This window comes from Clostridium estertheticum subsp. estertheticum, from assembly GCF_001877035.1.
Taxonomy (GTDB): Bacteria; Bacillota; Clostridia; order Clostridiales; family Clostridiaceae; genus Clostridium_AD; species Clostridium_AD estertheticum.
In genome coordinates this window covers 2,188,681-2,203,477 of the sequence record NZ_CP015756.1, presented here as the reverse complement: position 1 = coordinate 2,203,477, position 14,797 = coordinate 2,188,681, and the positions used below count along the sequence as shown (strand labels likewise).

Below are 14,797 nucleotides of genomic sequence, written 5' to 3'. Positions count from 1 at the left end.
AGTTTTCCTCCTAATATATTCATCTTTAGTAACAATTCTATGCTTTAATTTTTTACCTGAATAATATATTACCCTCCTAACTGTCACTGATGTATTCAGTATACATTATTCTGTTGTCTTTCCAAAGTCAATAAGTTACTATTAATGCAATAAAATTCCTATAAACATTTTCTTTTTACCCTAGGGAATATATACCTTAAACTAGTTATTTTCATTTTGTTTTTCTATTTCTAAAAGTTTTTCTTTCACACTCAACCCACCAGCATAACCAACCAATTTACCATTAGCACCAATAACACGATGACAAGGGATTAATATAAAAATCGGATTTTTACTATTTGCCATTCCTACTGCACGAGCTGCATTTATATTACCAACATTTTTTGCTATATCCTTATAACTGTTAGTTTTTCCATAAGGGATTTCTAGCAGTGAACTCCATACTTTTTGCTGAAATTCTGTCCCACTAGGAGCAAGCGGTAAATCAAATGTTTTTCTTTTTCCAGAAAAATATTCTTGAAGTTGCATATTTGCTTTTTTTATCAAAACAGTCTCATTAATATTTATACCTTCAGGCATTTTTCGAGCAAAATTCATCTGAGTTATAGCTATACCATTCTCAACAATTCCTATTTTCCCAATTATTGTTTCATAATAAAATATGTTATTAATATTACCACCTCCACTTTTATTTTCTTTATAATATATATTACTATATTCCTTCATAACTGTCTGCCTAAATATCATTTTAATATTTTATATATCCAACTACTTTAATTATACATATAAACTGTACTTAGGAACAAAGCGGATATATATACATAATATATATTGAAGACTATTTTTATGGAGGATATATATGTACCAGTGCCCCTATTTTTATAATATGATTCCGTTCAATAGATATACGCAGCCAAACGATAGCATAAACCTTGTTTTAGATTCACAAAATTACTATAACATACCAAAAAATTTTCGTAAGTCATCTACTTTATTAAATACTCAAAACAATAAGAATTTAAATCTTAGTGGATTAAACACATTGAACATTTCTGGAAGTCAACAATTTTCAAAGGATAATTTACCTATTGCAATAAATAGTATAAACACATCATTACCAATTACCATCATTGACCTAAGACAAGAATCACACGGATTTATTAATGGGTTACCTATTAGCTGGGCTAATGCAAAAAATGATGCTAATATAGGACTAACTAAAAATCAAGTATTACTTGATGAATACAACAAACTAAGTAATATAAAACTAAATGTCCCTATTACATTTTATAATCATAAAAATATAACTATAATTCCAACAAAAGTTGAAGATGAACAATATCTTGTTAATTCTAAATCATTATCCTATAACCGCATTACAGTTACCGATGGTAAGATACCTAAAGATGATATGGTTGATTACTTTGTAGCGCTTGTACTAGCACAGCCTAAAAACAGTTGGTTTCATTTTCACTGTAAACAAGGTATAGGTAGGACCACTACCTTCATGATTATGTATGATATGATCAAAAATTCAGCCAAAGTTACAGCTGAAGACATCATAGAACGACAATTACTATTAGCTAATTTTGATGAGAGTCATATCAAGTCTTTTAATAATAATGAAAGAATTAACTTCTTAAATAATTTTTATAAATACTGTAGGGAAAATAGTAATGAGTTTTATTAAATGGAGTGAATTCAGAAAAAATCTAGATACTAATAATTATATAAAAAATCCTATAACTCCAACTTACTTATATGTTATATCTCAAAATGCAATGACGCCAGCTGAAAGGACAATGATAGCTACCCTTCAAGGACTTGTTAATAAACAATCATCTATTCAAATATATACGCTTAGTTCCTCACAACCAGATTATCAAACATGGCTTGATAATTTAAAAGAAGAATATGGAATTCCATACGAAAATGTCTTAAATCCGTGGCGCTTATTAGACGTATTTAAAGATTATATTAATGGATATGTTCTTTACAATAATAAAACACTAAAAGATCCTTCAATAAATAACGCTTGTTCACTTGCCTCCTTAAATAATTGCATTGCGATTGATGAAGTTATCCAAGACAAAACACGAATCTATGGAATTACAAAGATTATAGGTGACTGTAGAAATACTACTGAGAGCTGGGCCTTTGATAATTTATGGAACTCTGGTCTAAATCATTCCATAGTAATTCAGTTATCACCAGATAAATCTTGTGCATTAAGAGACTATGGCATAATGAGCAAATCTCTAATTTTTTATGAAGATAAAATTGATGTCACAACCCTACGAGATAAAATATTTTCGGCCCTAGATAAAGACTCCACTTGCCTCGGTTGGGGCCCTGATGAATTTATTAATGTAAGTACAGCTTCAAAATATGGTGTTAGTATGGTTGCTGCAGATTGGTCTTATAATTTAACTGTATTAAGTTCATTTCCTTCATTACCTATGGATCAAAAATCGTTAGTTACCGTACCTATTAAAGAAAATGTTCATCATGTAACATTTATTATGTCCGATGGAGATAATCAGCAGTGGGATCTTGGAACTAATTATGGTTCTCATAAATGGTATGGTTCCCCTTATAAAGGGAAATTCAATTTGGGATGGTCATTAAGCCCCTCCTTATATTATCTTGCACCGACTGTATTTAAACTATATTATGAAAGTGCATCTCATGGATCTACCAATGACTATTTTATAGTACCACCATCTGGTAACGGCTACATGTACCCAAGTAAATTTGATAAGAAATCACTAACTATATATATTAATAGATTAAATGATTATATGGAAAAAGTAGATGAGAAATATGTATCAATCATTGATGACTCTTCTTTTCACAATAACGATCTTTGGGATAAGTTTACTATAAAACCTAATATACACGGATTATTTTATCTTGACTATCATAAACACGACAACTACCACGGGGAGATTATTTGGTCAAATAATAAACCCATAGTTTCCTGTAGAGATTTACTGTGGGATAATATTGAAAGTGAAGAGGAACTTATTAAAAATATTAATCATCGAATTGATTCTGGTAAAGTGGATATTAATAATTCTAATAGTTACACTTTTGTTTATGTTCATGCTTGGAGCAAAGACCTTAGCAATATTGAAACAGTAGTAAATAAATTAAAAGAAAATCCTAAAGTTGCAATAGTAACCCCTGAAACATTTATGAAATTGGTAATGAATAATGTTAAAAATAAACATCAAAAGGCCAGAACATAATGTTCTAGCCTTTTGACTCATCTTAATTTGTTGTAATCACTGTAACTTTATATCTCATAAAAATTTTTACTATATATGTAAAAACTAATATTAATATTGAGGTTCTTGATTCTGAATATATTTTTGTCTTCCTTTTAAAATATCCATAGCAGAATCAAGTTGTACTGCTATTTGTTCAAAATCATTTTTCGCTTTCTCATCCTCTGTTTCTAGAGAAAAAGTCTTCATTGTAGCTGAAGCGCTTTGTATTCCAGCAATTGCTTGTTGCATTTGTGTTCCTACAGTCATGTTTTCACCTCCCTTAAATATATATAATAGCTCTTGTAGAGATGATTACCCCTTTGGCTTAAATATTATTGCACCAATAAAGCCAAAGATTATTGCAGCAGATATTCCAGAACTAGCCGCTTTAAAAACGCCAGTAAATACTCCTATAAATCCTGTTTGCTCTGCATCTATTAGAGCTCCTGCTACAAGTGTATTTCCAAAACTACTTATTGGTACAAATGCACCTGCTCCTGCAATTTTAACCAAAGGATCATATAGTCCAAGCCCGCCTAAAATTGTTCCTATCACAACTAACGTACATGTAGTATGTGCAGGTGTAATCTTTAAAATATCCATTATAAGTTGGCCAATAACACAAATTAGACCGCCTACTATAAATGCTAAAATAAATTTTTCCATAAATAAACTCACACCTCTTTTTTTACATTTCTATGGAAACTGCATGAGCAATACAAGGTATGCTTTCCTTTTGTTGATAGGATATCGGAGACATTAATGCACCAGTTGCAACAATCAATATCCTCTTTAATTCCCCTTTACGCATACGATTAAGAAAATGCCCATATGTTACAGTAGCTGAGCACCCACAACCACTACCACCCGAAAAAACTGGCTGATCTTTTTTATATATTAAAAGCCCACAGTCGGTAAATATATTAGGCATCATTTCTATACCATGATCTTTTAATAAACTGATAGCAATTTCGTGTCCTACCTTGCCTAAATCTCCAGTGGCAATTAAATCATAATATGAATCATCAATATTTAAATCTCTAAAATGCGCCTCTATAGTATCTACTGCAGCCGGTGCCATAGCAGCTCCCATGTTATATGGGTCTGATATCCCCATATCTATTACTCTTCCCATGGTAGCCGAAGTTACTCTAGGACCAACTCCTTCGCCACACAGTACTGCAGCTCCAGCCCCAGTTACTGTCCATTGAGCAGTAGGAGGTCTTTGACCACCATACTCTGTAGGATATCTATATTGTTTTTCTGCAGTTGCATTATGGCTACTTGCAGATGCCATAACATATTTAGCTGACTTACTATCTATTAATTGAGCAGCTAATGCTAATCCTTCCATTGAACTAGAACACGCACCAAAAATTCCTAAATATGGCATCCCTAAAGTCCTAGCCGCAAAACTGCTAGATGTTATCTGATTCATTAAATCTCCGCTTATAAAAAAATTTATATCCTCTTTTTTTATATTTGATTTTTCTATTGCTCTTGCACAAGCATGTTCTAACATAACCTTTTCCGCTTTTTCAAAGCTATCCTGTCCAACCCATAAATCCTCATGAATTATATCAAAGTCGCTGGCTAGTGCACCATTACCCTCAAATGGTCCCCCAACTGCTGCAGAGCCTAATATTATAGGTTTAGAATTAAATATCCATGATTGATGTCCTTTTAGCAACTACATCGCCCCCAACCATTTTATTGTGATTTTTATTGTAGCTACAATAAAAGCAGAAAAAACTCCGAAAACAATGATTGCTCCAGCAAGTCTAAACATATTTCCAGCTACACCAAGTACAAATCCTTCACTTCTATGTTCAATTGAAGCAGAAGCTATTGAATTGGCGAATCCTGTAATTGGAACAGCAGACCCAGCTCCAGCCCATTGTCCGAGATGGTCGTAAATTCCTAGTCCAGTAAGTAAAGCAGCAACAAAAATTAAAACTACTAAAGTCGGACCAACTGATGTTTTTTCATTAAAATTAAAATATGTTATAAAAATGGACTGCAACCCTTGGCCAATAGAGCATATAATACCGCCTACAAAAAAAGCTTTAACACAATTTTTTAAAATAGGTCTTTTGGGCTCTATTTTTTTTACAAGCTCATCATACTTTTGCTCTGTTGGGGTTAATTTTTTCTTTTTCATATTGGACATTATTTCACCTTCTAACGTAATAAATATGGTTCTAATTTTTTCATGACTTTATCTAATTCTCCAGCGTTTCTTAAATACATAGATTTTGCTGATTCATTTTTAGTCTCTAATGCAAAAGTCATAAGATCTGCCTGGCTCTTTTGAATACTAGCATATAACATCTCTTTATTCTGCGATTTCGGAACTTGTATAACATCATCAAAAAGATCTAAATATAAGTCGCCTGAGGAATCTACCTCACCGATAAAGACATTATCAAGTACTACTCCCTTATTTTCTAGTTCAGTTTTAAGCCAATTTCTATTAAGTCCACTATTGGTAAGACCTTCATTTAATATATTTCCATCTAATATAACTGTCTGCGGCTCCGACCTTGATGCAACTTTTATTCCTAAATCATATGAGGTAACAGGCCTTTTATCAGCTTTTAAACTAACATTTATATCTCCTGTTGTTTCCATAACAGCAAACTCAACATCCGCTAAATTAAAAGATTTTTTTGAACGTAATTCTTGTAGAAACTCCTGCCCAGTCATTCTTTCTTTAGCTAAGTTATCTTCCATAACCTTGCCATCCTTAATTAATACTCTTTCCTTACCATTTATCATGTTGTAAATCCATTTGCTTTTCATGGAGGCGTAATCTAAAATAATAGGCAGCAGTGACCAAACAGCTAGTGCCGTTAGTCCAAAATAGATGTTTGCAATGATGTCTAATGAAATTAAAGTAACTATAAGAGCAATAACTACATACGAAATAAACTCGAATGGAGTAACTTTAGATAAGTTTCTTTTTTTCATAAATCTTGTAACAACTAACGTTAAAAAAAATAATATTATTGAGTTGAATAATATTATAAGCCAACTATTCATTATTTCACCTCACTCAATTACCTTTGTATTGTGGCTCTTCAAACTCTATAGAGCTTACTCTTTTTTCTAAACATGCTTTTATTTTACTTATTTCTTCAAATGCTTCAGTATAAATGAGCCTAGCTTCTTTATCTCGTTCCTGTAATGAATATAATCTTAAAGTAGCTTCACATCCTCTTAGAGAAGCTACTGTTTGTTTTACTTTAGAACCAACAGTCATATGAACCTTCCTCTCTTTATTAATCCTCATATAAAATAGTTTGCCTAATATGCCTAAATTTAATTCATTTTATATTTAAAAATATTAATAAAACTCACAGTTATCAAGTTATGATTGTTATAATAATGATATATAGTTAAAAAGGAGGATTAAGATATGGCAGAAGCTTTAAAAAATATGTATAACAAGGAGTTCCTACAGCAATTTGGTGAGCAAATATATAATGTCTATACTTCTTTTGATATTAAAGGATTTATAGCTACTATAATAGATGATACTTGGGATGAACTAAAACTAATGGAGAGGATGGATCGAATTACTAAAACACTTGGGGTCTTTTTGCCAAAAAAATATGAAGAAGCGCTAGAAATACTATTTAAAATTGATGAGTACTGCGTTGGATTTCCATACCTGTTTTTTCCAAACTTTGTTTGCGTGTATGGTTTATCAGATGATAATTGGGAGCTTTCTATGTTAGCTCTAAAACGATTTACCATTAGGTCCTCCTGTGAATTTGCAGTAAGACCGTTTATTATGTCTGATCCAGAGCGGATGATAGTTAAAATGCTAGAATGGTCAAAAGACAATAATGAACATGTAAGAAGGCTCGCAAGTGAAGGCTGTCGACCGCGTCTACCCTGGGGAATGGCACTTACTATGTTTAAGAATGATCCCACGATGGTATTATCTATACTTAATCAACTAGTAGAAGACCCATCTATTTATGTACGTAAGAGTGTTGCTAACAATTTAAATGACATTTCAAAAGATAATCCTTCTGTAATTGTGGAAACAGTAAGACGTTTAAAAGGAATAAATAAGTATACTGACTGGATACTAAGACATGGCTCTAGAACATTAATTCGCAAAGCAAATCCAGAAATAATGAAGTTATTTGGATATGGCGAATCTATAGATAGACCTATTAGCACAAGTGCTACTTTGTCTATAGATCCACCTAATCTAAAAATTGGTGAAAGTTGTAAAATCAATTATGAACTTTGCATTCGTGAAGGTGACCCTATCCATATACGAATTGAATATGGGATTTATTTTGTACGAGCAAGAGGAAAAACATCCTGTAAATTATTTCTTTTGTCTGATAAAATAGTGACTGGAGGCCAATGTCTTACTGGAACCAAAATACACAAATGGGTAGAACTCACTACAAGAAAACATTACCCAGGAGAACACAAAATAGTGATCCTGATTAATGGCTCGGAAGTAGCCTCTTCAGTTATGGATTTGATTCTTTAGTCATATTCTTCTTATATTTATTATTAACTCAACTTACATATATGTATTCAAAAATTTACAAAAGCACTCTCACTAACAATTTAGTTAGAAGAGTGCTTTTTACGTTACCACAAATTACCCGCAATTACTTTAAAATATATAATTCTTTAATTTACATCATTGTTTAATAGATAGAATAATTTAACGTACTATTTTTTTAATAAATTCTTCTGCTTTTACCACATACCTTATATGAGTTCCTTCACCTATCTTACCCATGTCATCAAATGCTTCTACTTTAAACGTTAATTTTTTACCTTCTGCCTTTTCAAGTATCGCCTCAGCCCTAACCTTAACTCCAACAGGCGTTGGCTTTATGTGCTTAACACTAATTTCTATACCAACTGTTGTGTATCCAACAGGCAATTCCTTTTTAATACCATTTTTTGCTGCATTCTCCATAAGAGCTGTCATAGCAGGAGTTGCGTAAACATCTAAATCCCCTGATCCATAAGAATTCGCTGTATCACTTTTTCCTACCATCTGCTCTATAACAGATTTCAGTCCTTCATTAAAATTAAATTCCATTTTTATCACTCCACTCTTTTATTATTTATAAATAACAAGTACCTTATTATACTAATATAACATCATTATGAAAGTGTATCAAGTGATTTGACATGCTTATTGTTAAAAATATATCAAAAAGATATATTTCTATCTATAGGTTGAGACAAGGTTATAAATGTATCTGTACTTTGTACTCCTGAGATTACCTGAAGCCTATTCATAAGTAAGTCCTGTAAGTTAGAAATGCTCTTGCACATTACTTTAACAAAAATAGAATATGCACCCGTTGTGTAATGTAGCTCAACTATTTCTTTTATTTCTTTCAATTGTTCTAATACATCTGGATATGAAGATGCCTTGTTAAGATAAATTCCAATAAAACAACATACGTCATATCCAAGTTTGCTTGTATCTAATATAAGTCTTGCGCCTTTAATTAATCCCATTTCTTGCATTTTATTCATTCTAACATGAATTGTACCACCACTTACATGACAATTCCTCGCGATTTCAAGATAAGGTATTCTAGAGTCTTTAATTAAGATTTCTAATATTTGATAGTCTAATTCATCTAAACCCGGAACATTTAAATCCATACCATCAGCTCCTAATAAATTATTATATGTACCTAAAATCAACAATATTATATACTTTATACCATTATATCAAATCAATTAACAAATTAGCAAAAAAAACAGCAAATAAATTTGTTTCTTTAACATTTTAATACTAAATTAACTTATAAATTATCAATTTTATAAATATATTAAATATTCATTAAATATATTGCAATAAGTTATCAAAAGTATTATTATATTATCAATGGATCAAACAAAAATAAATATTTATCAGGGGGAATTACAATGACAGAATTAATAAAAGCAGAAAAGAAATTATTGGATGTAGCGGTGGCTAAAATTAAAAATAAAAAAATAAAAGATATATTATTCGTTCAACAGTCAGTTTTAAAAGCTGTAGATGAATTTATGTATAAGAGAAGAATAACTAGAATATTACCTCTTATGATGTCTCCAATTACAGATACTTTAAACCATAGCGTTGAGGAATGTGAAATAAGTTATAACAATCAAACTTTCAATGTTATGAAATCAATGATATTCCACAAACAAATGACCATGTTAAACGCAGATATTGATAGTCTTTATATCGTATCTCCAAACATAAGACTCGAAATGGCAACTAGAGGTGATTCTAGACATTTATTTGAATTTACTCAAGTAGACTTTGAATTTAAAGAAAAAACTATGGAAGATATACTTAAATTCATAGAAGAAATCATAACTGCTATATTTAAATTTGTAAAAGAGAACTGTATTCCAGAGTTAACAAGACTTGGTGTAGGTACAGATCATTTAAATATAACTGGACCATTTAAAAAATATACAACAGATGAGATGCAAGCAAAATATGGCGATGATTTCGAAGCAGAGGCATCAAAAGCTGCTACAGAACCTTTCTTCTTAACAAACCATAAAAGAGAATTCTATGATGCTGAAGATTTAGATAACTTAGGCACTTATAGAAATTACGACCTTATTTGGCCACTAGGATTTGGTGAAGGTTTAAGTGGAGGAGAAAGAGAATTTAAACTAGATAGAATACTTTTAAGAATGAGAGAACTTGCAACTGATGAGAATGCATTTAGATATTACATTGAGCTTGCAAAACAAGGAGAAATATTTAAGACTGCCGGAGCTGGATTTGGAGTAGAAAGAATAACAAGATTTATTACTCAGCAACCTGAGATTAGTGATGTTACATTATTCTGCAGAAAACCTGGTGAACAATATATATTCTAATTATTGCTACTAAGAAAATGAAAGATGATGGCTACTTTAATTAGCCATCTTTTTTTTTATATTTTATCAACCATATTTTTTTCTGCTGCTTCAACCATTCGCCTCACCATTTCCCCACCAACATTACCTGAATTTTTTATTTTATTTACAATATTACTAGGCACATCTCCCATATCTGCATTATGATTTTGAATATTATCTAGTCCCATATCATTTGCTACTTCCATCTTAAACTTTTCTAGTTTTCCCATTGCTTCTGGTACTAATACTCTTCTAGACATTTTACTACCTCCCTATAATTTTATGTTATAGATAACCAAAAATGATTTCGATTTCTACCCTATATAACTATATTTAGTATTTTATAAAACTGACTTTTTATTCATTGATGTGAACTACTCATCACTTTAGAAGGAAAACCCTTTCCGTAATACCTACGGTAGTTTGAAAACCTATAATATTATTATAAGCAATTAATTGCTAATTATACAAATGCAATAATTGCAAATTGGTATTGAATCATTTACAATGATATGCTATTCATCTCACCACCTAAGAGGTGGGAGAATTTCGCATAAAGAGAGCTAAATTTAAAATTATTATTTATTTTTTACTGCTGGAAGTTGCTTTTCATCTTCACCTTCTTTGCATTCGCTGCAAATTCCAAAATAACTAATATTTTTATTTACCACATTATCACTTTTATTCATCATAGATTTTTCTGTTGCATATGCTACATGACCTTCAGGTAGATTTATTTTTCTTGCATGCTTACCTTTGTCACATCTCATTTTGCGACTCTTACTATATAATAATTATCGCTCATATATATACACTTTTTAATCTCTTCCAATTGCACTTTCTATAAAAATTATAAGGCTCTCTTCTTTTATACCCTCTAATTATTGTGGTAAGTAAGCACCTAAAAGAATTTATAGATTTAACGAAGGCAGCCTGGACCTTTGCTTATGAAAGGCAAGTATATAAAACATCAGATAATAAGTAAATAATATTAGTATATCCAAACGAGCATTTGAAGAATTTTATAAAGTCAGAAATCTGAAGATTAATCGGAAGTGTTTACACAAAATGTAAATAAGGGCAAGATAAAAACACCTACCTTTGGTATTATTGCCATAGGTAGGTGTTTTTATTAAATGTTTATTCTAGTTATTCTTATCACCAAAATTTAATTAAATTTCATTGATTTCATTATAGTATCAAGGTCAGCATCTGCTTGTTTATCTCCAGAGTATGTATTAATAAAAGTCAATGCATATCCTTTATCAATATAGCAATAATATGTTTGATTAATTTTAGCACCGTTCTTTAAAGTGATTGCTGCTTTTAAAGTATAAAAATCTTTACCTGCGATTTTTTCAGCCTTTGTATCCTCAAAAGTATATTTCATATTAGTTAATTTACTCATATTAGTTTTAGTAATTTCAAGATATTCTTTACCTGTTTTTACTACTACATTTCCTGCTAATCCAAGATTTTCTGTCTGAAATATAATGTTTGATCCTGAAGGCACATTTGCGGAATAATGTTTTTGTGAAACCAAAAACATAAACACAGATTTTTCTTTTGATAAATCCAATGTTTTTTTAGCTGCATCATCTTTAGCAATGGCTTTAATACCTGCATTGTATAATGAATCTCGTGTTTTGTCATCCATTACACTCCACTTTTCTGGAATATTTAGTGACATCCCAAAGGTTGGTTGTGTATACTTAGTTCCTGCAAAAGAACCAAACTCTAATGTGTTTTTTTCAGCACTAACTGCCTTTTCAGCAATAACTGCCTTTTGTTTTGCGGAACACCCCACAAGTATTAGAGCTAATAAAATAAAAATTGTTGATACTGAAAGTGCCTTTTTTAATAATTTCAAGTAATCTCCCCCTATATAATGTACATTTGATAATGTACATTTGATAATGTACATTTGATAATGTTACATTATATAGAAGCAATTGTCAACATTTTATAACTTAGGTATCAATTTATCGCTCACACGGTTTGATATCAGGAACCTTAAAAAACCAAATAAAACATATTAAGTGTTTCTATTGTATCACAAGATAGTTCTAATTTTAACTCACTTGATACTCTCTTAAAAAAACTCCAGTCTGTTTCTTTGTATTGGAATAAAGGCTTTCCTATCTTCTTCCCTTCTCCTATACATTGAACATAGCTATAGCCTGGATAATCCTTTATAATTATTCCTATAAGTTCATCATACGTCATATTCGCATCTTGAAATGATCTGCTTTTTTCTTTTACATCCAATTCAAAACTTGATGTAAGTGCTTGTATTTCTAAGTAATAATATTGCTTGTCCTAATATTTTGCACTATTCCATTAAATATTATCTTGCCTTTACCTAGTAATTTAATATTTAAAAGGCTAACACAAAGATTTCTCCTTACATTAGCCTTTAGTTTCCTTTTTCCAATTAAACCTTCTTAACCTAAGATACCTAGTTTGTAAGGTATTTCTTCTGATTCTTCTACAATAAATATTAACGTAGAACACTATAATGCTTGACGTAACACACCGTAATACGCTATGCAATTTTTCAACTTTCACTCTGGTTTCATATCTACTAAATCCGCATCAAATGTAATATTTTTGCCTTTCTAACCACTTTATTCACTTTTTAAATAATTTAGTATATTTACACAAATTAGAAATTTAGCGAACAGTTTCCATTTACCATTTCTTACAAACCAACATTCTCTCTTGTAGCATCTAAAACATCTACGATGCCTCTTTTACTTAATTTCCTTATTAGATACTCACAGCCCTTTTCTAAAGCAATATTTCTTTCTTCCTCATAAATAGGTATTATGGTATAGAAATTAATTATATTACCTTTGGTGCTCACAAAACTATCAAGACCACTTTCTTTAGGTTTACATACCATGATGCATGATAATTTTGTATTTGATGCAAATGGCTGTGCAGGATCTCCATTGGGAAAGATAATATCTTTTCCAATCCACCCATTATACAAATGAGGGATATGCGCTGTTTTCCTTATCCACCCTAACGGCCAGTAATTATTCATATCGTTCATATCATTTTTACTTATTGGCCAGCTTATTGGTAACTTTATTATTAATTCAGCAAAATTTTCTTCAAATGCTTCTACTGAATCATCCATTGGACAATCGCTCATACCTGTAGTCGCAATTGTTATGAATTTATTATCACTTGAATTAGGTATTATGTTTACGCTAACAGCAACTTTACTCCCAGGAACAATTTCTGACAACGTGTTAGTAACTTTTCCAAAATACTTTTCTAAATGACACAGAATCTCATCATGCTGACTTTCAATTATACTTTCAGTATCTTCATCTAGAGTATCCTCAATTGCATCATGCTCACGGAGATATCTAGCAAGCTCACTGTGTCCCTCCATCTCAGCAGCAACAATCGCGTTTATCTTCGTTTTTGTTTTACCTTCTCCTACGTAGTAAAATGCATCAATAGTTGCTCCTGCTTTTAGTAACACTTTAACCATTTCTTCAGACCCGTTGAAAGCAGCTCCGATTAAAGGTGTCGCATGTATTCTAAGTCCAGTATCCACATTTGCACCGTGATTAAGTAACCATATAACATTTTCAATTAGGTTTTTGTTAACTGCACCATGTATAGGAGTAACACAACCTCCATCATTCTTTCTAGTGATATTTACATCAAGTCCCTTTCTATATAAAAATTCCAGAATATCTTTGTTATTTTGTTCCGCTGCTACATGCAAAAGTGAATAGGAACTTACATTATATGCAGTTATTACTTTAGGATATCTTTCTACCATATTAATTAATGTCTCTAAATCTCCTTTCGAAATTGCATCAAAAATATCTCGCTTAACCTGAATCCAACTTAAATCGCTCATACTAACTCCTTTCTTATCTTGGTGGAAATGTTCCTTTCGTAATTAGTCATGTTATTCATTATAAATCTTTAAACTAAAATCTGTTCATTTATACTAATTTACATAAACTTCCTTATTTTGAAATCTAATGTTAGCACCGGCTTCCTACTTTTGTTTTATCTACCACATTGATATTTAAAAGACTAACACAAGAATTTCTCCTCATGTTAGTCTTTGGTTTCAATTAAATTTGTCACAAAAATTGTTGACATATCATACTATCTTTTCTCTTCTATTTCTATTCAAATTTAATCCCAATTCTCGCAAGCATCTTTAAGTCTTTCATAAAAGAACTCATAAAAATTTTCATATTCTTGTGAACCAACCCCATCTCTTCTATCCCAATCTACTATTGTACATTCACCGGTTTTAATGTCAGATGTGTCCAAACAATATACCCATTCATCACTACTCTCTATTACAACAAATTGTGATGGTAACCCAATCTTCCTGTATCTTTCAGTAGCTTTTACACAAGATGGAATTTCTCCTTTAGACACCCCATAAATTTCAATACCCATAATTAATATATGACCATAATTTTGAAGAAACCATTTGTAACTTTCAGGAATAGTAACCTTTAAAAGGGTTTCAATTTGTAAAATCCTATTAATATCAACTCCTCCCGTAGAATTACAATATTGCTTTTTCTTTTCAATAATTCTAATTATTTCATTTTTTTCCTCCATGT

General features: G+C 31.0%; 17 protein-coding genes and 1 pseudogene. 3 read left to right on the top strand and 15 right to left on the bottom strand.

The window, feature by feature from the left end:
* Window positions 1-201 precede the first annotated feature (201 nt).
* Window positions 202-672 carry a methylated-DNA--[protein]-cysteine S-methyltransferase gene (locus tag A7L45_RS10120; protein WP_071614939.1) on the bottom strand — a complete coding sequence of 157 codons (471 nt, stop codon included), beginning with the start codon at window positions 670-672 and terminating at the stop codon, window positions 202-204.
* A 187-nt stretch (window positions 673-859) separates the two neighbouring features.
* On the opposite strand from A7L45_RS10120, the pseudogene A7L45_RS10115 reads away from it, so the two are divergent.
* A pseudogene (locus A7L45_RS10115) lies at window positions 860-3,251 on the top strand (GxGYxYP domain-containing protein).
* Window positions 3,252-3,341: 90 nt separating this feature from the next.
* Here A7L45_RS10115 and A7L45_RS10110 read toward each other — a convergent pair.
* From A7L45_RS10110 to A7L45_RS10085, 6 genes are read right to left on the bottom strand one after another with little or no spacing between them, the layout of a single operon-like run.
* Window positions 3,342-3,539, bottom strand: a complete 198-nt coding sequence (locus tag A7L45_RS10110) for a DUF1657 domain-containing protein (RefSeq protein WP_071612653.1) — start codon at window positions 3,537-3,539, stop codon at window positions 3,342-3,344.
* A 45-nt stretch (window positions 3,540-3,584) separates the two neighbouring features.
* Complete coding sequence (gene spoVAE, locus A7L45_RS10105; protein WP_071612652.1) at window positions 3,585-3,938, bottom strand: stage V sporulation protein AE; 354 nt, start codon at window positions 3,936-3,938, stop codon at window positions 3,585-3,587.
* 22 nt (window positions 3,939-3,960) lie between these two features.
* Window positions 3,961-4,962, bottom strand: coding sequence for a stage V sporulation protein AD (gene spoVAD / locus A7L45_RS10100; protein ID WP_071612651.1), 1,002 nt, complete (start codon window positions 4,960-4,962; stop codon window positions 3,961-3,963).
* Window positions 4,963-5,442 (bottom strand): stage V sporulation protein AC, encoded by a 480-nt coding sequence (gene spoVAC / locus A7L45_RS10095; protein ID WP_071612650.1) that lies wholly within the window; start codon window positions 5,440-5,442, stop codon window positions 4,963-4,965.
* An 11-nt stretch (window positions 5,443-5,453) separates the two neighbouring features.
* Entirely contained in the window at window positions 5,454-6,314 is an 861-nt protein-coding gene (locus A7L45_RS10090) for a DUF421 domain-containing protein (RefSeq protein ID WP_071612649.1), read from the bottom strand.
* Between the two features lie 13 nt (window positions 6,315-6,327).
* Window positions 6,328-6,534 (bottom strand): DUF1657 domain-containing protein, encoded by a 207-nt coding sequence (locus tag A7L45_RS10085; RefSeq protein WP_071612648.1) that lies wholly within the window; start codon window positions 6,532-6,534, stop codon window positions 6,328-6,330.
* A 156-nt stretch (window positions 6,535-6,690) separates the two neighbouring features.
* On the opposite strand from A7L45_RS10085, the gene A7L45_RS10080 reads away from it, so the two are divergent.
* Window positions 6,691-7,791, top strand: coding sequence for a DNA alkylation repair protein (locus A7L45_RS10080; protein ID WP_071612647.1), 1,101 nt, complete (start codon window positions 6,691-6,693; stop codon window positions 7,789-7,791).
* A gap of 180 nt (window positions 7,792-7,971) precedes the next feature.
* Here the strand turns inward: A7L45_RS10080 and A7L45_RS10075 are convergent, their stop codons facing one another.
* Window positions 7,972-8,358, bottom strand: a complete 387-nt coding sequence (locus A7L45_RS10075) for a thioesterase family protein (RefSeq protein ID WP_071612646.1) — start codon at window positions 8,356-8,358, stop codon at window positions 7,972-7,974.
* 113 nt (window positions 8,359-8,471) lie between these two features.
* Entirely contained in the window at window positions 8,472-8,936 is a 465-nt protein-coding gene (locus A7L45_RS10070) for an Lrp/AsnC ligand binding domain-containing protein (protein ID WP_071612645.1), read from the bottom strand.
* A 267-nt stretch (window positions 8,937-9,203) separates the two neighbouring features.
* On the opposite strand from A7L45_RS10070, the gene A7L45_RS10065 reads away from it, so the two are divergent.
* On the top strand, window positions 9,204-10,160 hold the full coding sequence (locus A7L45_RS10065; protein ID WP_071612644.1) for an asparagine synthetase A: 957 nt from the start codon (window positions 9,204-9,206) through the stop codon (window positions 10,158-10,160).
* A 56-nt stretch (window positions 10,161-10,216) separates the two neighbouring features.
* Here the strand turns inward: A7L45_RS10065 and A7L45_RS10060 are convergent, their stop codons facing one another.
* The 6 genes from A7L45_RS10060 to A7L45_RS10035 all read right to left on the bottom strand — a co-directional run bounded on the left by A7L45_RS10060 (window position 10,217) and on the right by A7L45_RS10035 (window position 14,795).
* Window positions 10,217-10,441, bottom strand: a complete 225-nt coding sequence (locus tag A7L45_RS10060) for an alpha/beta-type small acid-soluble spore protein (protein WP_071612643.1) — start codon at window positions 10,439-10,441, stop codon at window positions 10,217-10,219.
* Between the two features lie 318 nt (window positions 10,442-10,759).
* A complete protein-coding gene (locus tag A7L45_RS10055; protein WP_071612642.1) occupies window positions 10,760-10,951 on the bottom strand; it encodes a PAAR-like protein in 192 nt (63 codons plus the stop codon).
* A gap of 398 nt (window positions 10,952-11,349) precedes the next feature.
* Window positions 11,350-12,051 carry a hypothetical protein gene (locus A7L45_RS10050; protein ID WP_071612641.1) on the bottom strand — a complete coding sequence of 234 codons (702 nt, stop codon included), beginning with the start codon at window positions 12,049-12,051 and terminating at the stop codon, window positions 11,350-11,352.
* A gap of 143 nt (window positions 12,052-12,194) precedes the next feature.
* On the bottom strand, window positions 12,195-12,449 hold the full coding sequence (locus A7L45_RS22840) for a hypothetical protein (protein WP_187350239.1): 255 nt from the start codon (window positions 12,447-12,449) through the stop codon (window positions 12,195-12,197).
* A gap of 433 nt (window positions 12,450-12,882) precedes the next feature.
* A complete protein-coding gene (locus tag A7L45_RS10040; protein ID WP_071612639.1) occupies window positions 12,883-14,067 on the bottom strand; it encodes a suppressor of fused domain protein in 1,185 nt (394 codons plus the stop codon).
* A gap of 287 nt (window positions 14,068-14,354) precedes the next feature.
* Window positions 14,355-14,795, bottom strand: coding sequence for an SMI1/KNR4 family protein (locus A7L45_RS10035; RefSeq protein ID WP_071612638.1), 441 nt, complete (start codon window positions 14,793-14,795; stop codon window positions 14,355-14,357).
* Window positions 14,796-14,797 lie beyond the last annotated feature (2 nt).